This is a genomic window from Roseovarius aquimarinus (assembly GCF_043661195.1).
Classification (GTDB): domain Bacteria; phylum Pseudomonadota; class Alphaproteobacteria; order Rhodobacterales; family Rhodobacteraceae; genus Roseovarius; species Roseovarius aquimarinus.
Map to the genome: position 1 here is coordinate 1,015,623 of NZ_JBIHMM010000001.1, position 17,341 is coordinate 1,032,963.

Consider the following 17,341-nt stretch of genomic DNA (forward strand, 5'->3'; position numbering starts at 1 on the left):
AAAGGCCGCCGGGTATTTCCGGCGGCCTTTTTCGTGCGACATTCGCGCCCAACGCGCAGGCCGGGCTTGCGTGGGAGCCGATCCTGAGGAAACTGGCGGGCGACACCCTGGAGCAAGGATTGCGCCGCATGACATTTCCCGACACGACCGCCCCCGACGCGCCGACCACGCCTCGCCTCGCCGACAGCCCCGACTGGCTCTATCTGCTGCGCGAGTTCGATTCGCTCTATCGCTTCGGCTCGGATGGCGGCAGCAGCGTGATCCGCAGCCACCGCAAACGCGTGCGCGACGGCCTTTCGGCCACCATCGCCGCCAATCCACCGATCACTCCGCGCGAGGCGACGACCCTGCCGGTGACGGCGCATTTCGCGCGCGCGCTCGATCTGGGCGAGCGCGCGGCGATGCAAGGCATGGCCCGCGCGCTGCGCGAGGTGCGCAGCTGGCTCACGTGGGAATACGGCTACGAGCAGATGCCGAAGCCCCTGATGCGCAAATACGCGTTTTGCGAGATCCTCGGCCAGAAAGGGCCGATCCTGTCGGATCGGCTCAATCTCGGCTTCGTTCTTTTCGCCCCCAACACGACCTATCCGCAGCACAGCCATCACGAGATCGAGGAAAGCTATATTTCGGTGGCGGGCGCGTGGTCGGAAAACAACGGCGCGGTCTATGCACCCGGCTCGCTCATTTACAACGGATCGGGCGTCGAGCACCGCATCACCACGGGCGACCGCGATCCCTGCCTTCTGGCCTATGCCTGGGTCGGGCCGGCCCAGCGCCTCGCCGCGCCGGACATGAAGCTGACGCCGCCGCGCAGGTCCAAATCAGGCTGAGACGCTCAGAATTTGGTGGCGTTGGCCGGGGGCGTGATCGCGCGGCGCTTGAGCACCGCCTCGCGCCAGGTGATGAAGCTGACCGAGCCCACGATGACCATCCCGCCCAGCACGACGAACGGGTCCACCGCCTCACCGAAGACGAGCGCACCCAGCATCACGGCCCAGACGAGTTGCAGGAAGGTCATCGGCTGCGTCACCGCCAGAGGCGCCGCGCGGAAGGCGAGCATCATGGTGTAATGCCCGGCCGTGGCCAGCACCGCGACCCCGAAAAGCGTGACGAGCTCGAAAAGCGTGGGCGTCACCCAATGGAGCGCGGCAAGGGGTGCAAGGCCGATTGTGACGGTGACGGACAGCATCGTCACCACCACGGCGGGCGACGTCTCGTCCGTGGCCAGCTTGGCCAGAAGGTAGGAGCCGCCGAAGCTGATCGCGGTGACGAGCATCGCCATATGGCCGGGGCCGACCTCGCGCAGACCGGGCCGCAGAATGATGACCGCCCCCAGAAGCGCGACCAGAACCGCGATGAGCCGCCGCATCGCCAGCCGCTCGCCCAGAAAGAGCGCCGCTCCGATGGTGACGTAGATCGGCGCGAGATAGTTCATCGCCGTCACGTCCGCGATCGGGATCGTCGCCATCGCGAAGAACCAGAGCGCGACGCCCACCGTATGCACCGCACCGCGCGCGCCGAAGATGAGCCAGAGCCGCGGCGTCAGCCGCGCGCGCCGCAGCGCGGGTATGGCCGGCACAAGCAGAACGAGGCCGAGCGCGTATCGCAGAAAGGCGCTCTCGGCGGCGGGGATACGCGAGCCGATCGTCTTGACCAGCGCGGTCACGCCCACGAAGAGCAGGCCGGTGACGATCATCCAGAAGATGCCCCAGCCGGGCCGTGAATTGATTTCGCTATCCATTTCCGCATTCAGAGATCAAAGCGCGGGGAATGTCGAGAGAGCACGCGCGACCTTTTTCAAAGCCATAGACGCGCGTTATAACGCGCCGCTCAAGCCATCTGGACAAGGCCGGGGCGCTTGCGCCAAATGCGCGCCATGAGCCATGACACGAGATACCCCGCGATCAGCGATCTCAAGGCGCGCGCCCGCGCCCGCCTGCCCCGTTTCGTGTGGGAATATCTCGACAGCGGCACCGGCACCGAGCGCGCGCGCCATGCCGGCCCCGCTGCGCTCCAGAGCATCGAGATGATGCCCTCGATCCTGCATGGCGAGTTCGAGCCGGACCTCTCGACCACCCTGTTCGGCCGCGCCCATCCACTGCCCTTCGGGATCGGCCCCGTGGGCATGTCGGGCCTCATCTGGCCCGACGCCGAGCGGCACCTCGCCCGCGCGGCGACGGCGGCCGGGCTGCCCTACACGCTCTCGACCGTCGCGGCCCAGACGCCCGAGCAGGTCGGCCCGCATGTCGGCGGCGAGGGTTGGTTCCAGCTCTATCCGCCGCGCGATGAGGAGATCCGCCGCGACATGCTGGCCCGCGCGCGCGATGCGGGCTTCAAGGTGCTGGTGCTGACGGTGGACGTGCCCGTGGCCTCTCGGCGCGAGCGGCAGACGCGCTCGGGGCTCACGCAGCCGCCGCGCCTCGGCCCGCGCCTGATGGCGCAGGTGGCGCTGCGGCCCGCCTGGGCGATGGGCATGGCGCGGATGGGCATGCCGCGCATGCGCATGATCGACAAATATGCGGGCACGACGTCGGGCCTGCCGTCGACCGCGCATGCGGGCTACATGCTGCGCACCTCGCCCGACATGTCCTATCTCGACTGGCTGCGCGCCAATTGGGACGGCCCGCTCGTGGTCAAGGGCGTCCTTGATCCCGCGGATCTGCCCCGGCTCGAGGCGGCGGGCGTCGATGCGGTCTGGATCTCGAATCATGGCGGGCGGCAATTCGACGGGGCGCCCGCCAGCGTGCGGCAACTGCCGCTCCTGCGCGCCGCGACGGACCTGCCGCTCATCTTCGACGGCGGGATCACCGGCGGGCTCGACATCCTGCGCGCTCTGGCCCTCGGCGCGGATTTCGTCATGATGGCGCGCCCGTGGCACTACGCGCTGGCCGCGCTCGGCCCCGAAGGTCTGCCGCATCTCGTGCGCATTCTCAGCGCGGACATGAGCGCCAATATGGGCCAGCTCGGCGCGCGGTGCCTGCCCGATCTGCCGGCCCGCCTCATGCCCGCGTCATAGACCGCGCTCTCTGCGGCGATGAATGTCGCAAAGCAGGGGGCTCTACGCCGCATATGTCGCGCGCCGGAGCCGCGATTTCTAGAATGTCAGAAAAAAGTTGCGCTGCACTGCGGCGATTTGCACTCTGCGCGCAATCGCACCGGCTGCCGGCGCCAAGGAAGATGAACGGGGACGCGACATGACAGACTTCAAGAAGATTCTCATCGCCAATCGCGGCGAGATCGCCATCCGCATCATGCGCGCCGCGAACGAGATGGGCAAACGCACCGTCGCCGTCTTCGCCGAAGAGGACAAGCTGGGCCTGCACCGCTTCAAGGCCGACGAGGCCTACCGCATCGGCGCGGGAATGGGTCCCGTGGCCGCCTATCTCAGCATTCCCGAGATCATCCGCGTCGCGAAGGAATGCGGTGCCGATGCGATCCATCCAGGCTATGGCCTGCTGTCCGAGAACCCCGATTTCGTCGATGCCTGCACAGAGGCCGGGATCACCTTCATCGGCCCCAAGGCCGAAACGATGCGCCAGCTGGGCGACAAGGCGAGCGCGCGGCGCGTCGCCATCGAAGCGGGCGTTCCGGTCATCCCCGCGACCGAGGTTCTGGGCGAGGACATGGACGCCATCCGCGCCGAGGCCGCGGCGGTGGGCTATCCGCTGATGCTCAAGGCATCCTGGGGTGGCGGCGGGCGCGGCATGCGGCCCATCCACGGCCCGGACGAGCTCAAGGAAAAGGTGCTGGAAGGCCGCCGCGAGGCCGAAGCGGCCTTCGGCAACGGCGAGGGGTATCTCGAAAAGATGATCCTGCGCGCGCGCCATGTCGAGGTGCAGATCCTCGGCGACAAGCACGGCAACATGTATCACCTTTTCGAGCGCGACTGCTCGGTCCAGCGCCGTAACCAGAAAGTCGTCGAGCGCGCGCCCGCCCCCTATCTCACCGACGCCCAGCGCGCCGAGATCTGCGAGCTCGGCTACAAGATCTGCAAGCACGTGAATTACGAATGCGCGGGCACGGTCGAGTTCCTCATGGATATGGATACCGAGCAATTCTACTTCATCGAGGTGAACCCCCGCGTTCAGGTCGAGCATACCGTGACCGAGGAGGTCACCGGCATCGACATCGTGCAGGCCCAGATCAAGATCGCCGAAGGCAAGACGCTGGCCGAAGCGACCCGCAAGGCGAGCCAGGACGAGATCCGCCTGCATGGCCACGCGCTCCAGACGCGCATCACCACCGAGGACCCGCAGAACAGCTTCATCCCCGATTACGGCCGCATCACCGCCTATCGCTCGGCCACGGGCATGGGCATTCGCCTCGACGGTGGCACGGCCTATGCGGGGGGCGTCATCACGCGGTTCTACGACAGCCTGCTGGTCAAGGTGACGGCCCATGCGCAGACGCCCGAGGCGGCGATCGCGCGGATGGACCGCGCGCTGCGCGAATTCCGCATCCGGGGCGTGAGCACGAACATCGCCTTCGTCGAGAACCTGCTCAAACACCCGACCTTCCTCGACAATACCTACACGACCAAGTTCATCGACGACACGCCCGAGCTCTTCAACTTCCGCTCGCGCCGGGACCGCGGCACGAAGGTGCTGACCTATATCGCGGATATCACCGTGAACGGGCATCCAGAGACCAAGGACCGTCCGCGCCCGCGCGCCGACCTGAAAGACCCGGTGCCGCCGAGGCTGCGCGGCACGCCTCAGCCCGGCACGCGCAATCTGCTGGAGGAGAAGGGCCCGCAGGCCGTGGCCGACTGGATGAAGGCGCAAAAGCGGCTCCTTATCACCGATACCGCGATGCGCGACGGGCATCAGTCGCTTCTCGCCACGCGCATGCGCAGCCGCGACATGATCCGCATCGCGCCCGCCTATGCCGCGCATCTGCCGCAACTTTTCTCGGTAGAATGCTGGGGCGGCGCGACCTTCGACGTGGCCTACCGCTTCTTGCAGGAATGCCCGTGGCAGCGTCTGCGCGATCTGCGCGCCAAGATGCCGAACCTCATGACGCAGATGCTTTTGCGCGCGTCGAACGGCGTGGGCTACACCAACTATCCCGACAACGTGGTGCGCGAGTTCGTCCGGCAGGCCGCCGTCACCGGCGTCGACGTCTTCCGCGTCTTCGATTCGCTCAACTGGGTGGAAAACATGCGCGTCGCGATGGATGCCGTGATCGAGGCGAACAAGATCTGCGAGGGCACGGTCTGCTACACCGGGGACATCCTCAATCCCGACCGGGCCAAGTACGACCTGAAGTACTATGTCGGCATGGCACGCGAGATGGAGAAGGCCGGCGCGCATGTGCTCGGCCTCAAGGACATGGCGGGCCTTCTGAAGCCCGCCGCCGCGCGCAAGCTGATCGCGGCCCTCAAGGAGGAGGTGGGCCTTCCGATCCATTTCCACACGCATGACACCGCCGGCATCGCCAGCGCCACGATCCTCGCCGCCGCAGATGCAGGGGTCGATGCCGTCGACTGCGCGATGGACGCGCTCAGCGGCAACACCAGCCAGGCCACGCTCGGCTCGGTCGTCGAGGCGCTTGCGCATACCGAGCGTGACACCGGCATCGACATCAGCGCCGTGCGCGAGATCTCGGATTACTGGGACAATGTGCGTGGGCATTATGCCGCGTTCGAATCGTCGATGCAGGCGCCCTCCTCCGAGGTGTACCTTCACGAGATGCCGGGCGGGCAGTTCACCAACCTGCGCGAGCAGGCGCGCTCGATGGGTCTCGAGGATCGCTGGCCCGAGGTCGCGCAGACCTATGCGGACGTGAACCGGATGTTCGGCGATATCGTGAAGGTCACGCCCTCGTCCAAGGTGGTGGGCGACATGGCGCTGATGATGGTGAGCCAGGGCCTCACCCGCGCCGAGGTCGAGGACCCGGCCAAGGACGTCTCCTTTCCCGATTCCGTCATCGACATGCTGCGCGGCAATCTGGGCCAGCCTCCGGGCGGCTTCCCCCCTGCGCTGACGGCCAAGGCGCTCAAGGGCGAGGCGCCCAGCACCGAGCGGCCCGGCGCGCACCTGCCGCCCGTCGATCTCGAGGCGACGCGCGCCGAGCTGAGCCAGCTTCTCGAAGGGCGCAAGGTGGATGACGAGGATCTGAACGGATATCTCATGTATCCCAGGGTCTTCCTCGATTACATGGGCCGCCACCGTGTCTATGGCCCCGTGCGCACCCTGCCAACGAAGACCTTCTTCTATGGCATGGAGCCGGGCGAGGAGATCACCGCCGAGATCGATCCGGGCAAGATCCTCGAGATCCGCCTGCAAGCCGTGGGCGAGACCGGCGAGGATGGCGAGGTCAAGGTCTTCTTCGAGCTGAACGGCCAGCCGCGCGTGATCCGCGTGCCGAACCGCCTCGTGAAAAGCAGCGCCGCCGCCCGCCCCAAGGCCGAGCCGGGCAACCCGAACCATATCGGCGCGCCCATGCCGGGCGTCGTGGCCAGCATCTCCGCCGTCGCGGGCAAGCCGGTGAAGGCCGGCGATCTGCTGTTGACCATCGAGGCGATGAAGATGGAAACGGGCCTTCATGCCGAGCGCGACGCGGTCATCAAGGCTGTCCATGCCGTGCCCGGCGGACAGATCGACGCCAAGGATCTCTTGATCGAATTGGAAGCATGATGGACGCCGCGACATATCTCGGATTTCTGGCGCTGGTGCTGGCCGTCCTGTTGACGCCCGGGCCCTCGGTGACGCTCGGGATCGTTCACGGAATGGCTGACGGCGCGCGGCGCGCGGCCTTCACCGTGCTCGGCGATATCAGCGCGAACATGCTGCAGATGATCGCGGCGGTCGCCGGGTTGGGGCTGATCCTCGCCCAGTCGGCCACGCTCTTTCTCGCGATCAAGATCGCGGGCGTCGCCTATCTTGCATGGCTCGGCTTTCGGATGATCCGACGCTCCTTCCGGGTGCGTCCGCCGGTCGAGGTCGCGGCGCAAGGCGCGCCGCGCTCGCGCTGGTGGCACTTTCGCCAAGGCTTCATCGTGGCGGGCACGAGTCCCAAGGCGATCCTCTTCTACGGCGCGCTCTTTCCGCAATTCATCGACCCCGCCGCCCCGCTCTGGTCGCAATTCGCGATCCTCGCCATCACCTGCGCAATCCTCGATTTCTGGATCGTCTGGGGATACGCGGCGCTCGCCGCGCTCGGTGCGCGCCGCTTTGCCGGGGCGGGCGGCGCGTGGATCGACCGGATCGGCGGCATCATGATGCTCGGTGCCGCCGCGTGGCTGGCCCGCGCGCAGCGCTAGAGCCGCCCCGGGCGGCAGGAACGAAGGTAGGCCATGCGCAAGATACTCGTCTTCACCGATCTGCATTATACCGCGCAGGGCGCGCTGATCGGGCATCTCGACCCGGATGCGCGGTTCCGCGCGGGGCTGGCCCATGCGCTCGCGCAGTTTCCCGAGGCGGAGAGGATCGTGATCACCGGCGATCTGACCCATCACGGCCGGCCCGAGGAATACGCGCGCCTCGCCGCCGCGCTGAAGGACTGCCCGCTGCCGGTGCATCTCACCATCGGCAACCATGACCGACGCGCGGCCTTCGCAGAGGCGTTTCCCAAAGCGCCCCGCACGGCCGAGGGGCATGTGCAGGAGGTGATCGATTGCGGCGACGTTCGGCTCATCCTGCTCGACACGGTGGATGAGGGGCAGGACGGCGGTACCCTCTGCGACGCGCGCCTCGCCTGGCTCGACGCGGCGCTCGCGGGGGCCGAGGGACGCTCTGCCGTCGTGATGCTGCATCACCCGCCGATGGAGGTGGGCTTCGCCGCTATGGACGCGATCGCACTGGCGAATCGCGCCGAGTTCCTCGCGGTGCTCAAACGGCGCGCCAATACCTGCCAGATCGTCGCCGGGCATCTGCATCGCACCGTCTCGGGCGCGGCCGGCGGGATCGCCTGCACAATCCTCAAAAGCCCCTGCCACCAGTCGCCCATCATGCAGCCCGGCATGGACAGCGACGCCTCGGTGGACGAGCCGGGCGCCTACGGCATCCTCTATCTCGGCGCCGAGGGCGTCGTCGTGCATTCCGAGGATTACGGCATCCCCGGCCGCCGCGTGCTCAGCTACAAGTGAGCGCAGGAAGACCGCGCGAGGGGGGGGCCCTGCCCCCGCACCCCCGGAGTATTTGGCCAAGATGAAGCAGGGCGCGGGGCTTCCCCAAAGGAAAGCATTGGCGGCGCAAATTTTTTCGCCGGGGCGCGAAATTTGGCCTTGCGGCCCCCGCCGGCAATTTGTAGATACCCCCTCAATCGGTGCGGGCGTAGCTCAGGGGTAGAGCATAACCTTGCCAAGGTTAGGGTCGGGCGTTCGAATCGCCTCGCCCGCTCCAATTAGACCGCTACCCACGGTCACGGAACGAAGGCCGCCCTCGGGCGGCCTTTTCTGTTTTCGGATCATTTGTGACGCGGCGCGGCGCGCGGCCCTTGGCGGGGCGGGCGCATCTGCCTATAAGCGCGGCAAAGCCAGTCGGAGAAGATCATGCGCAGCGCGACCGTCACCCGAAAGACCGCCGAGACCGATATCAGCGCGCGCGTCGCGCTCGACGGCTCTGGCAGCTACGACAACAAGACCGGCGTGGGGTTCTTCGACCACATGCTGGACCAGTTGGCGCGGCACTCGCTGATCGACATCGAGGTGGCCTGCACGGGCGATCTGCATATCGACGATCACCACACGGTCGAGGATGTTGGGATCGCGCTCGGCCAGGCGCTGTCGGAGGCGCTCGGCGACAAGCGCGGCATCCGGCGCTATGGCGCCTGCCTTCTGCCGATGGACGACGCGCTGGTGCGCGCGGCGCTGGACCTCTCGGGCCGGCCCTATCTCGTGTGGAACATGGACCTGCCGACCGCCAAGATCGGCAGTTTCGACACCGAGCTGGTGCGCGAATTCTTCCAGGCCTTCTCGACGCATTCGGGCATGACGCTGCATGTCGACGCGCTCCACGGCATCAACAGCCACCACATGGCCGAGGCCGCGTTCAAGGCCGTCGCGCGCGCGCTGCGCGAGGCGGTCGAGACCGATCCGCGCAAGGCCGATGCGATCCCCTCGACCAAGGGCATGCTCTAGGCCCATGCGCACCGTCATCGTCGATTACGAAAGCGGCAACCTGCACTCGGCCGAGAAGGCGTTCCAGCGCATGGCGCGCGAGACCGGCGCGGGCGAGGTGATGGTCACGTCCGACCCCGACACGGTGCGCCGCGCCGACCGCATCGTGCTGCCGGGCGACGGCGCCTTCGCCGCGTGCCGGGCCGAGCTCTACGATCATCGCGGCCTCTTCGAGGCCGTGCGCGAGGCCGTCATCGACGGCGCGCGCCCTTTCATGGGGATCTGCATCGGCATGCAGATGCTGGCGAGCCGCGGGCTCGAGCATGGCGAGACGGAAGGCTTCGACTGGATCGGCGGCACGGTCGAGCCGATCACGCCCGCCGATCCGGCGCTGAAAGTGCCGCATATGGGCTGGAACGATCTGGTGCTGGACGCGCCCCACCCCCTCTTCGACGGGATCGAGACCGGCCAGCACGCCTATTTCGTCCATTCCTACCAGTTCCGCGTGGCTGACAAGGCGCATCTGCTGGCGCATGTGGACTATGGCGGCGCCGTCACGGCCGTGGTCGGCCACGACAATCTCGTCGGCACGCAGTTCCACCCCGAGAAAAGCCAGGGCACGGGCCTGCGCATGATCGCCAATTTCCTCAGGTGGCGCCCCTGAGCCGCGCGCCTATTGCACCCGCCGCCAGGTGCCGCCGTCGCGGCAGATGCCGAAGACGCAGCCCTTGACCGCCAAGGTTCCGTTCGAGAGGCTGAGCTTCGACGCGTAGGTCTTGCCGCGGTCGGGAGAGTAGATCTTGCCCTCGTAGGCGCCCCCGCCCGTCGGCACCGTCTCGGAGACGATGGCGCGCCCGATATTGTCGCTCGCGATTTCCTCGCCGCCCGGGCCATAGGCCTTGATCAGCGTGCCGCAAAGCTGCGCGCCGCAGGGCGCGATGCGCACGAGGCCCGAATTGCCGTTATCGTCCTTCGGCGTCTGCCAGATCCCCTCGAGCGGGTCGGCCATCGCCATCCCCGCGCTGATCGCAAGCGCCAGAGCGCCCCATGCGATTGCCTTCATTCCTTCCTCCCTCAAGGACAGTTTTCCCGCCGCCCAGTGTGACAGGCGCGATGCGCCGATCAACCGGCAATCCGCGGCGCATTGTAAATTTTCGCGCGCCGTGGTCTGAGGGCGGGGTTCGAAATTTACTGCCTGCGAAGGGGCGCGCCATGATTCTCTACCCCGCCATCGATCTCAAGGACGGCCAGGCCGTGCGCCTTCTGCGCGGCGAAATGGAGGCCGCCACGGTCTTCAACGACGATCCGGCCGCGCAGGCCGAGGCCTTCGTCGCGGCGGGGTGCGAATGGCTTCATCTGGTGGACCTCAACGGCGCCTTCGCGGGCGCGCCCGTCAATGCCGCGCCGGTCGAAGAAATCCTGAAGCGCTGCCGCGTGCCGGCGCAGCTCGGCGGCGGCATCCGCGACATGGCGACGATCGAGATGTGGCTTTCGAAGGGCCTCGCGCGGGTGATCCTCGGCACCGTGGCGGTGGAGGACCCGGATCTCGTGCGCGAAGCGGCCAAGGCGTTTCCGGGCCAGGTGGCCGTGGGCATCGACGCCCGCGCGGGGCGCGTGGCGACCAAGGGCTGGGCCGAGGAGACCGACGTGAACGCCACCGATCTGGCGCGCAGTTTCGAGGACGCCGGCGTCGCCGCGATCATCTATACCGATATCGAGCGCGACGGCGCGATGCAGGGCCCGAATATCGAGGCGACGGCGGCGCTGGCACGCGCCGTGAGCATCCCTGTGATCGCCTCGGGCGGTGTCAGCTCGCTCGCCGATCTGATGGCGCTTCGTGATTGCGGCGCGCCGCTCGATGGCGCGATTTCGGGCCGGGCGCTCTATGACGGCGCGCTCGATCTGCGCGAGGCGCTGGCCGCGCTGCGCTGAGGGCGCCGGGCCGCGCGGCCCGGCGCATCCATGGCGTCACTCCACTACGTCGGAAGCCTTGTTCGTCAGCTTGCTGAGCGCGGCGCGCATCTCGGCGATGTAGGTCGCGCCCGCATCGACGCCGTCGAGATCGCCGAGCGTGATCGCGGGATCCTCGTAGGCGAGGAAAGTCTGCCCGTTGCCGTCTTCATAGATCAGAACGCGCAGCGGCAGATGCAGACCGGCCAGGATGTCGTCCTGCATGGCCTGCGAGCCCAGCTTGGGGTTGCCGAAGACCAGAAGCTGCGCGGGGGCGAGCTCGACGCCCGCGCGCTCGGCCCCTTCGCCGTGATCGACACGGGCGAAGATTGTCGCGCCGGCCTCGATCACGGCGCGCTCGAGATGGTCCATCGTCTCGGCGACGCCGAGTTTCGATTCGACATGCGTGACGCTCTGCTCGTTCGCGGCGGCATGGCTGCCCCAGATCGCGATGAGGGCGGCGGCGATCAATCTTTTCATGGATCTCTCTCCTTTTGTCGTTTTCAACGTCCCACTCTGGCATGTAGCCCGATTTGCACATAGACAATCGCACGACACTCAAAGGCCGGACACGCGCATGCTCAAGACCCGCATCATCCCCTGCCTCGACGTGGCCGACGGGCGCGTGGTGAAAGGCGTGAACTTCGTCGATCTGCGGGACGCAGGCGATCCGGTGGACGCCGCGCGCGCCTATGATGCCGCCGGCGCGGACGAGCTGTGCTTTCTCGACATCCACGCGACCCACGAGAATCGCGGCACCATGTTCGACGTGGTGCGCCGCACGGCCGAGCAATGCTACATCCCGCTGACCGTGGGCGGCGGCGTGCGCACGCCCGCGGATGTGCGCGCGCTCCTGCTGGCCGGGGCCGACAAGGTCAGCTTCAACTCCGCCGCCGTCGCCCGTCCCGAGGTGGTGCGCGAGGCGGCGGCGCAATTCGGCAGCCAGTGCATCGTCGTGGCCATCGACGCCAAGACGGTCGCGCCTGGAAAGTGGGAAATCTTTACCCATGGCGGCCGCCGCGAGACCGGCATCGACGCGGTCGCCTTCGCGCGGCGTGTCGCGGAGTACGGCGCGGGCGAGATCCTGCTGACCTCGATGGACCGCGACGGCACGCGCGCGGGCTTCAACCTGCCGCTCACCCGCGCCATTTCGGACGCGGTCGATGTGCCGGTCATCGCTTCGGGCGGGGTCGGCACGCTTGATCACCTCGTCGATGGCGTCAGGGAAGGCGGCGCGAGCGCGGTGCTCGCGGCATCGATCTTCCATTTCGGCGAATTCACCATCGGCCAGGCCAAGGCGCATATGGCAGCCGCCGGAATACCGATGAGGACGGGGCTATGACACTGGACGATCTCGAGGCGATCATCGCCGCGCGGGCCGATGCCGATCCCGAGACGAGCTGGACCGCGAAGCTCCTTGGAAAAGGCCCCGAAAAATGCGCCGAGAAGTTCGGCGAGGAAGCCGTGGAGGCGATCATCGAGGCGGTGCGCGGCGACGCCGAGGCGCTGACCGGCGAGGCGGCGGATGTGCTGTTTCATTTCATGGTGATGCTGCGCGCGCGCGGCGTGGCGCTGGCCGATGTCATGGCCGAGCTCGAGCGGCGTCAGGCGCGATCGGGGCTCGCGGAAAAGGCCACGCGCCCCCAAGGCTGAGCGCTACATCAGGCGCGGATACTCGATCGCCGGGCAGCGATCCATCACCACATCGACGCCGCGCGCGCGGGCGGTCTCGGCCGCTCCCTCATGCACCACGCCAAGCTGCATCCAGATCGCGCCCGGGTTTTCGAAATGCGCCAGCGCCTCGTCCACCACGGCGGGCACATGCTCGGACGCGCGGAAGACGTCGATCATGTCGACCTCCCCCTCGATGTCCGAAAGCCTCGCCACGACCTTCTGGCCCAGAAGCGTCTGTCCCGCGAGGCCGGGGTTGACCGGCACGACCTCGTAGCCCTTGGAGAGCAGAAAGCGCATCACGCCATGGCTCGGCCGCGCCGGATTGGCCGACGCCCCGACGAGCGCGATGCGCCGGGTACGTTTCAGAATGTCGCGGATCAGATCGTCGCTCATGGCCCTGCCCTTTCAAGTCCCGCGCAACCTGCACAAAAAAGCGCCCGAAGCAAAGACTTCGGGCGCAGTCACGGAACGAGGGACAGTGATAGAAGGCACCGAAGTTCCGGTCCGGCGCCTGTGCAATTGATTTAGGATGGAAACTTGCCTGCAAAAGGGGCGATCAGCGACCTGTGATCGGCCTGTGACCTTTTGTAACAGACGCAAGGTCGGGGCCGGGTCAGTCGATGATGTCCTCGACGATGTCCCAGATTTCCTCGAACGCCTTGCGCAGGAACGGCTTGCGGCGCTTGCGGCGCGGCTTGGGCTGCCGGTAGCGCTCGGCCTCGGCGCGGCGGCGCTCCTCCTCGTCCTCCCGGCGCAGATCATAGGGGTGCGGGGCGGGACGGCGGCGCGGGGCCGAGGCGCGATGCGCGCGCCCGCGCTCCTGCTGGTCGCAGGGCATTGCCTTCATTTCATGAAGCGGCGCACCGCAGGCCGCGCAGGACAGCTCGTGACGGCTCTCGCCGCGCAGCACGAGCGCCGCGCGGGTGCCGCAATAACAACAGGTCGCGATCTTGCGCATGCGCCCTCCCGGCTACGGCGTGCCGATGGTGCGCGCCTGACTGGCATATAGGGCCACCGCGGCCGCATTTGAGACGTTGAGCGATCCGAAGCCGCCGAAATAGGGAATTTTCACCAAAATGTCGCAGGTTTCGCGCGTCTTCTGCCGCAGGCCCGGCCCCTCGGCCCCGAGGACCAGCGCCACCGGGCGGTCGCGCTTGCCCTCGAGCGCCTCCTCGATCGTCTCACTGGCCTCGCCGTCGAGACCCAGCACGAGATAACCCATCTTCTGAAGCTGCCGCATCGCGTCCGAGAGGTTGCGCACCTGAAGGTAGGGCTGCCGCTCGAGCGCGCCGCTCGCCGTCTTGGCCAGCGCGCCGGTCTCGGGCGCGGAGTGATGGCGCGGGGCGATGACGGCGGAGGCACCGAACACCTCGGCAGAGCGCAGGATGGCGCCCACGTTATGCGGATCGGTCACGCGGTCCAGAAGGATGAGGCGCGGCGGGCGGACGCCATCGCCCATCGCCAGCGTCTCGAGATCGCCCCAGTTAAGCGGCTTGACCTCGAGCGCCGCACCCTGATGCACCGAGCCGGGATCGAGCGGCGCGGAGAACTTGCGCGGATCGGCTTCCTCGGGGGTCATGCCGGAGGCGGCGATGGCCTCGGCCAGCTTGTTCTGTGCGTTCAGCGTCACGACGAGGCGCAGCTTGCGGCGGGCCGGGTTCATCAGCGCGTCGCGCACCGCATGCAGCCCGAAAAGCCAGACCGTCTCGGCCTCGGCCGCCTTCTTGGCCTGCTCCTTTTCGACCACCCATTTCGGTTTTTTCATCACGCGCCGCCTTTCCCGCCAGAAGGGCGCATAATCATGCCCGCGCGCGCCGCGTGCAAGGCGATTTCCGCGCCTCGCCACGGGCGATGCAGGGCCAAGTCGAGAGCGTCGTTTTTACGGTTGACGCCTCTCGGGCGCGCTTGTAATCAGCCCCCCACGTCAGGGCGCTACGGCCTCTGGCCAAGTGGGCGACAGGCCGCAAGGTGTGGCAGGGGACTGTAACTCCCTCGCGGAGACGCACGCCAGGTTCGATTCCTGGGTCGCCCACCACTTCCCTCCCTCAGATTGTCCGAGACTAGGAAACGATCGCGCGATTTTTGCGCAATCTTCCCTCGTGCATCGACAACCCTGCGCCTATACTGGCGCCAAAGACGACCGGGCAGGACAAACATGGCAGTGCAGGCGGACCGCACGCAAACATTCAACGTGGTGATCGTGGCGCAGAACGGGCGCCTGCAATACGAGGCGCTGCTTTTCGCGCTGTCGCTGCGCAGCTATTGCCCTGATTTTCCGGGCCGCCTCTTGATCGCCGAGCCGCAGCGCGGCCCGCTCTGGCCCAACGATCCGCGCATCGGCAACGACGATATCCGCGCCATGCTGGCCGAACTCGGCGCCGAGATCATCCCCTTCGAGAGCCGCCATTTCGGCCATGCCTACCCCTATGGCAACAAGATCGAGATGCTGTCGGCCCTCCCCGAGGGCGAGCCCTTCGTGTTCTTCGACACCGACACGCTCATCACCGGCGATCTGGCCGCGGTTCCCTTCGATTTCTCGCGCCCCGGCGCGTCGCTGCGCCGCGAGGGCACCTGGCCCACGCCCGAGCTCTACGGCCCCGGCTACGGCGCGATCTGGAAATCGCTCTACGACAAGTTCGGGCTCGATTACGCCAGCTCGCTCGATCTGTCGCAGCCGGACGAATACTGGAAGCGCTATCTCTATTTCAACGCGGGCTTCTTCTATCACGAGTGCCCACGCGTCTTCGGGCAAAGGTTTCTCGACTATGCGCTCGCCATCCGGGATGACCCACCCGCCGAGCTGATCTGCCAGGAGCTCGACCCGTGGCTAGATCAGGTGGCTCTACCGCTGGTGATCCACTCCCTCGGCGGCGGGCGCGATGCGCTGCCCGAGGGTTATCTCGACGGGTCGGTGAGCTGCCACTATCGCCTTCTGCCGCTTCTCTACGCGCGCGAGGGCGATCACGTCATCGCGGCCTTGCATCACATCACAAACCACAATCGCGTCAAGAAGGTGCTCAAGGAATACGAGCCGATCAAACGCATGGTCTATCAGGGGCGCGGCCTCAAGGTGCGCGCGCTCTTCGATCAGGACGATCTGCCCCGGCGCGAGCAGATGATCCGCAACACGATCAAGCGCAACGGCTTCTGGATGCGCTGAGCGGAGCGCAATGGCTTCTGGATGCGCTGAGCGGGCGGCTGCCCGACGCGTGCGCCCCGCGCAGCATCCCCGTTGCCCGATCCCGCGCCATCGCCTACAAACCCTGCAAGGGAATGTATCGGAGGGGATCCCATGACACTCGGTTTCGACACGTTGCAGGTTCATGCGGGCAATCGCCCTGATCCGGCCACCGGCGCACGTCAGGTGCCGATCTACCAGACCACGGCTTATGCGTTCCGCGATGCCGATCACGCGGCCAAGCTCTTCAACCTTCAGGAAGTGGGCTATATCTACTCGCGCCTAACGAACCCCACGGTCGCCTCGCTTCAGGAGCGTGTCGCAACGCTCGAAGGCGGCGCGGGCGCGGTCTGCTGCTCCTCGGGGCATGCGGCGCAGATCATGGCGCTCTTCCCGCTGATGGCGCCGGGGCGCAATGTCGTCGTCTCGACCCGCCTCTACGGCGGCTCGGTCACGCAGTTCAGCCAGACGATCAAGCGCTTCGGCTGGTCCGCGAAATTCGTCGATATCGACGATATGGACGCCATCGCCGCGGCCATCGACGACGACACGCGCGCCGTCTTCTGCGAATCCATCGCCAATCCCGGCGGCCATGTCGCCGATCTGCGCAGCGTCGCGGATGTGGCGGAAAAGCATGGCCTGCCGCTCATCGTCGACAACACCACCGCCACGCCCTACCTCTGCCGCCCGATCGAGCATGGGGCGACGCTGGTCGTGCATTCGCTGACGAAATACCTCACCGGCAACGGCACCGTCACCGGGGGCTGCGTCGTGGATTCGGGCAAGTTCGACTGGTCGGCCTCGGACAAGTTCCCATCGCTCTCGGCGCCCGAGCCGGCCTATCACGGCCTCAAGTTCCACGAGACCTTCGGCGCGCTCGCCTTCACCTTCCACGGCATCGCGGTCGGTCTGCGCGATCTAGGCATGACGCTCAACCCGCAAGCGGCGCATTACACGCTCATGGGGATCGAGACGCTCAGCCTGCGCATGGAGCGCCATTGCGCCAACGCGCTCGAGATCGCCACATGGCTCGAAGGCCATGACGCCGTCGCGGCCGTGACCTATGCGGGCCTCGCCTCATCGCCCTACAACAAGCGCGCGGCGCAGGTCTGCCCCAAGGGCGCAAGCGGGCTTTTCACCATCTCGCTCAAGGGCGGCTATGACGCCTGCGTCAAATTCGTCGATGCGCTCGAGCTCTTCAGCCATGTCGCGAATCTGGGCGACACGCGCAGCCTCGTGATCCATCCCGCGTCGACCACGCACCGCCAGCTCAGCGAGGAGCAGCAGCGCGCCTCGGGTGCGGGGCCCGATGTCGTGCGCATCTCGATCGGGATCGAGACGGCGGCCGATCTCATCGCCGATCTCGATCAGGCGCTGGCCAAGGCGGGCTGATCCCCGCCGGGCCGATCCGCCGGGCGGGGGCACTCTCTTTCGCTCGGCGGGAACCTGCTGTAGAATTAGGCGTCGCGCCGAAAACT

The 17,341-nt window shown here is 67.1% G+C and carries 18 protein-coding genes and 2 tRNA genes; 14 read left to right on the forward strand and 6 right to left on the reverse strand.

Annotation, left to right across the window (positions count from 1 at the left end):
- Nucleotides 1–128 precede the first annotated feature (128 nt).
- A complete protein-coding gene (locus ACGRVM_RS04810) occupies nucleotides 129–830 on the forward strand; it encodes a dimethylsulfonioproprionate lyase family protein (RefSeq protein WP_377168146.1) in 702 nt (233 codons plus the stop codon).
- Nucleotides 831–835: 5 nt separating this feature from the next.
- On the opposite strand, the gene ACGRVM_RS04815 is transcribed toward ACGRVM_RS04810, so the two are convergent.
- Nucleotides 836–1,741 carry a DMT family transporter gene (locus tag ACGRVM_RS04815; protein WP_377168144.1) on the reverse strand — a complete coding sequence of 302 codons (906 nt, stop codon included), beginning with the start codon at nucleotides 1,739–1,741 and terminating at the stop codon, nucleotides 836–838.
- Nucleotides 1,742–1,876: 135 nt separating this feature from the next.
- Here ACGRVM_RS04815 and ACGRVM_RS04820 point away from each other — a divergent pair, with 135 nt between their 5' ends.
- The 7 genes from ACGRVM_RS04820 to hisH all read left to right on the forward strand — a co-directional run bounded on the left by ACGRVM_RS04820 (nucleotide 1,877) and on the right by hisH (nucleotide 9,725).
- Nucleotides 1,877–3,016 (forward strand): alpha-hydroxy acid oxidase, encoded by a 1,140-nt coding sequence (locus ACGRVM_RS04820; RefSeq protein ID WP_377168142.1) that lies wholly within the window; start codon nucleotides 1,877–1,879, stop codon nucleotides 3,014–3,016.
- 178 nt (nucleotides 3,017–3,194) lie between these two features.
- Nucleotides 3,195–6,638 carry a pyruvate carboxylase gene (locus tag ACGRVM_RS04825; RefSeq protein WP_377168140.1) on the forward strand — a complete coding sequence of 1,148 codons (3,444 nt, stop codon included), beginning with the start codon at nucleotides 3,195–3,197 and terminating at the stop codon, nucleotides 6,636–6,638.
- Nucleotides 6,635–7,264: a LysE family translocator gene (locus ACGRVM_RS04830; RefSeq protein ID WP_377168138.1), complete on the forward strand. Its 630-nt coding sequence runs from the start codon at nucleotides 6,635–6,637 to the stop codon at nucleotides 7,262–7,264. The genes ACGRVM_RS04825 and ACGRVM_RS04830 overlap by 4 nt, the downstream gene beginning before the upstream one ends.
- A 33-nt stretch (nucleotides 7,265–7,297) precedes the next feature.
- A complete protein-coding gene (locus ACGRVM_RS04835) occupies nucleotides 7,298–8,089 on the forward strand; it encodes a phosphodiesterase (protein WP_377168136.1) in 792 nt (263 codons plus the stop codon).
- Nucleotides 8,090–8,270: 181 nt separating this feature from the next.
- Nucleotides 8,271–8,345: transfer RNA gene (locus tag ACGRVM_RS04840), tRNA-Gly, on the forward strand.
- Nucleotides 8,346–8,494: 149 nt separating this feature from the next.
- Nucleotides 8,495–9,082 carry an imidazoleglycerol-phosphate dehydratase HisB gene (hisB, locus tag ACGRVM_RS04845; protein WP_377168134.1) on the forward strand — a complete coding sequence of 196 codons (588 nt, stop codon included), beginning with the start codon at nucleotides 8,495–8,497 and terminating at the stop codon, nucleotides 9,080–9,082.
- A gap of 4 nt (nucleotides 9,083–9,086) precedes the next feature.
- The gene (gene hisH / locus ACGRVM_RS04850) at nucleotides 9,087–9,725 is read left to right on the forward strand and encodes an imidazole glycerol phosphate synthase subunit HisH (protein ID WP_377168132.1); all 639 of its coding nucleotides are present in this window, start codon (nucleotides 9,087–9,089) and stop codon (nucleotides 9,723–9,725) included.
- A gap of 9 nt (nucleotides 9,726–9,734) precedes the next feature.
- Here hisH and ACGRVM_RS04855 read toward each other — a convergent pair whose 3' ends face one another.
- A complete protein-coding gene (locus tag ACGRVM_RS04855; protein WP_377168130.1) occupies nucleotides 9,735–10,124 on the reverse strand; it encodes a DUF2147 domain-containing protein in 390 nt (129 codons plus the stop codon).
- Between the two features lie 149 nt (nucleotides 10,125–10,273).
- Between ACGRVM_RS04855 and hisA the strand changes: the two genes are divergently transcribed.
- Nucleotides 10,274–10,993, forward strand: coding sequence for a 1-(5-phosphoribosyl)-5-[(5-phosphoribosylamino)methylideneamino]imidazole-4-carboxamide isomerase (gene hisA / locus ACGRVM_RS04860; protein WP_377168128.1), 720 nt, complete (start codon nucleotides 10,274–10,276; stop codon nucleotides 10,991–10,993).
- Between the two features lie 36 nt (nucleotides 10,994–11,029).
- Here hisA and ACGRVM_RS04865 read toward each other — a convergent pair whose 3' ends face one another.
- Nucleotides 11,030–11,491: a DUF302 domain-containing protein gene (locus ACGRVM_RS04865; RefSeq protein ID WP_377168126.1), complete on the reverse strand. Its 462-nt coding sequence runs from the start codon at nucleotides 11,489–11,491 to the stop codon at nucleotides 11,030–11,032.
- A gap of 97 nt (nucleotides 11,492–11,588) precedes the next feature.
- Between ACGRVM_RS04865 and hisF the strand changes: the two genes are divergently transcribed.
- On the forward strand, nucleotides 11,589–12,353 hold the full coding sequence (gene hisF, locus ACGRVM_RS04870) for an imidazole glycerol phosphate synthase subunit HisF (protein WP_377168124.1): 765 nt from the start codon (nucleotides 11,589–11,591) through the stop codon (nucleotides 12,351–12,353).
- The gene (locus tag ACGRVM_RS04875; protein ID WP_377168122.1) at nucleotides 12,350–12,664 is read left to right on the forward strand and encodes a phosphoribosyl-ATP diphosphatase; all 315 of its coding nucleotides are present in this window, start codon (nucleotides 12,350–12,352) and stop codon (nucleotides 12,662–12,664) included. The genes hisF and ACGRVM_RS04875 overlap by 4 nt, the downstream gene beginning before the upstream one ends.
- A 3-nt stretch (nucleotides 12,665–12,667) precedes the next feature.
- On the opposite strand, the gene ACGRVM_RS04880 is transcribed toward ACGRVM_RS04875, so the two are convergent.
- The 3 genes from ACGRVM_RS04880 to rlmB form a co-directional block, all read right to left on the reverse strand.
- Nucleotides 12,668–13,078 carry a CoA-binding protein gene (locus ACGRVM_RS04880; RefSeq protein ID WP_377168120.1) on the reverse strand — a complete coding sequence of 137 codons (411 nt, stop codon included), beginning with the start codon at nucleotides 13,076–13,078 and terminating at the stop codon, nucleotides 12,668–12,670.
- A gap of 220 nt (nucleotides 13,079–13,298) precedes the next feature.
- Nucleotides 13,299–13,643 carry a hypothetical protein gene (locus ACGRVM_RS04885; protein WP_377168118.1) on the reverse strand — a complete coding sequence of 115 codons (345 nt, stop codon included), beginning with the start codon at nucleotides 13,641–13,643 and terminating at the stop codon, nucleotides 13,299–13,301.
- A 12-nt stretch (nucleotides 13,644–13,655) separates the two neighbouring features.
- A complete protein-coding gene (gene rlmB / locus ACGRVM_RS04890; protein ID WP_377168116.1) occupies nucleotides 13,656–14,450 on the reverse strand; it encodes a 23S rRNA (guanosine(2251)-2'-O)-methyltransferase RlmB in 795 nt (264 codons plus the stop codon).
- Between the two features lie 186 nt (nucleotides 14,451–14,636).
- Here rlmB and ACGRVM_RS04895 point away from each other — a divergent pair.
- The 3 genes from ACGRVM_RS04895 to ACGRVM_RS04905 all read left to right on the forward strand — a co-directional run bounded on the left by ACGRVM_RS04895 (nucleotide 14,637) and on the right by ACGRVM_RS04905 (nucleotide 17,255).
- Nucleotides 14,637–14,720, forward strand: a tRNA-Tyr gene (locus tag ACGRVM_RS04895).
- Between the two features lie 120 nt (nucleotides 14,721–14,840).
- Complete coding sequence (locus ACGRVM_RS04900) at nucleotides 14,841–15,845, forward strand: hypothetical protein (protein ID WP_377168114.1); 1,005 nt, start codon at nucleotides 14,841–14,843, stop codon at nucleotides 15,843–15,845.
- A 132-nt stretch (nucleotides 15,846–15,977) separates the two neighbouring features.
- A complete protein-coding gene (locus ACGRVM_RS04905; protein WP_377168112.1) occupies nucleotides 15,978–17,255 on the forward strand; it encodes an O-acetylhomoserine aminocarboxypropyltransferase/cysteine synthase family protein in 1,278 nt (425 codons plus the stop codon).
- Nucleotides 17,256–17,341 lie beyond the last annotated feature (86 nt).

Bases quoted from the DNA above. Each gene is read 5' to 3' on its own strand.
- ACGRVM_RS04825 (WP_377168140.1), top strand. From the start codon at position 3,195: ATGACAGACTTCAAGAAGATTCTCATCGCCAATCGCGGCGAGATCGCC.
- ACGRVM_RS04865 (WP_377168126.1), bottom strand. From the start codon at position 11,491: ATGAAAAGATTGATCGCCGCCGCCCTCATCGCGATCTGGGGCAGCCAT.
- hisH (WP_377168132.1), top strand. From the start codon at position 9,087: ATGCGCACCGTCATCGTCGATTACGAAAGCGGCAACCTGCACTCGGCC.
- ACGRVM_RS04885 (WP_377168118.1), bottom strand. From the start codon at position 13,643: ATGCGCAAGATCGCGACCTGTTGTTATTGCGGCACCCGCGCGGCGCTC.
- ACGRVM_RS04880 (WP_377168120.1), bottom strand. From the start codon at position 13,078: ATGAGCGACGATCTGATCCGCGACATTCTGAAACGTACCCGGCGCATC.
- ACGRVM_RS04810 (WP_377168146.1), top strand. From the start codon at position 129: ATGACATTTCCCGACACGACCGCCCCCGACGCGCCGACCACGCCTCGC.
- ACGRVM_RS04830 (WP_377168138.1), top strand. From the start codon at position 6,635: ATGATGGACGCCGCGACATATCTCGGATTTCTGGCGCTGGTGCTGGCC.
- ACGRVM_RS04820 (WP_377168142.1), top strand. From the start codon at position 1,877: ATGAGCCATGACACGAGATACCCCGCGATCAGCGATCTCAAGGCGCGC.
- hisA (WP_377168128.1), top strand. From the start codon at position 10,274: ATGATTCTCTACCCCGCCATCGATCTCAAGGACGGCCAGGCCGTGCGC.
- ACGRVM_RS04855 (WP_377168130.1), bottom strand. From the start codon at position 10,124: ATGAAGGCAATCGCATGGGGCGCTCTGGCGCTTGCGATCAGCGCGGGG.
- ACGRVM_RS04815 (WP_377168144.1), bottom strand. From the start codon at position 1,741: ATGGATAGCGAAATCAATTCACGGCCCGGCTGGGGCATCTTCTGGATG.
- ACGRVM_RS04905 (WP_377168112.1), top strand. From the start codon at position 15,978: ATGACACTCGGTTTCGACACGTTGCAGGTTCATGCGGGCAATCGCCCT.
- ACGRVM_RS04900 (WP_377168114.1), top strand. From the start codon at position 14,841: ATGGCAGTGCAGGCGGACCGCACGCAAACATTCAACGTGGTGATCGTG.
- rlmB (WP_377168116.1), bottom strand. From the start codon at position 14,450: ATGAAAAAACCGAAATGGGTGGTCGAAAAGGAGCAGGCCAAGAAGGCG.
- ACGRVM_RS04835 (WP_377168136.1), top strand. From the start codon at position 7,298: ATGCGCAAGATACTCGTCTTCACCGATCTGCATTATACCGCGCAGGGC.
- ACGRVM_RS04875 (WP_377168122.1), top strand. From the start codon at position 12,350: ATGACACTGGACGATCTCGAGGCGATCATCGCCGCGCGGGCCGATGCC.
- hisF (WP_377168124.1), top strand. From the start codon at position 11,589: ATGCTCAAGACCCGCATCATCCCCTGCCTCGACGTGGCCGACGGGCGC.
- hisB (WP_377168134.1), top strand. From the start codon at position 8,495: ATGCGCAGCGCGACCGTCACCCGAAAGACCGCCGAGACCGATATCAGC.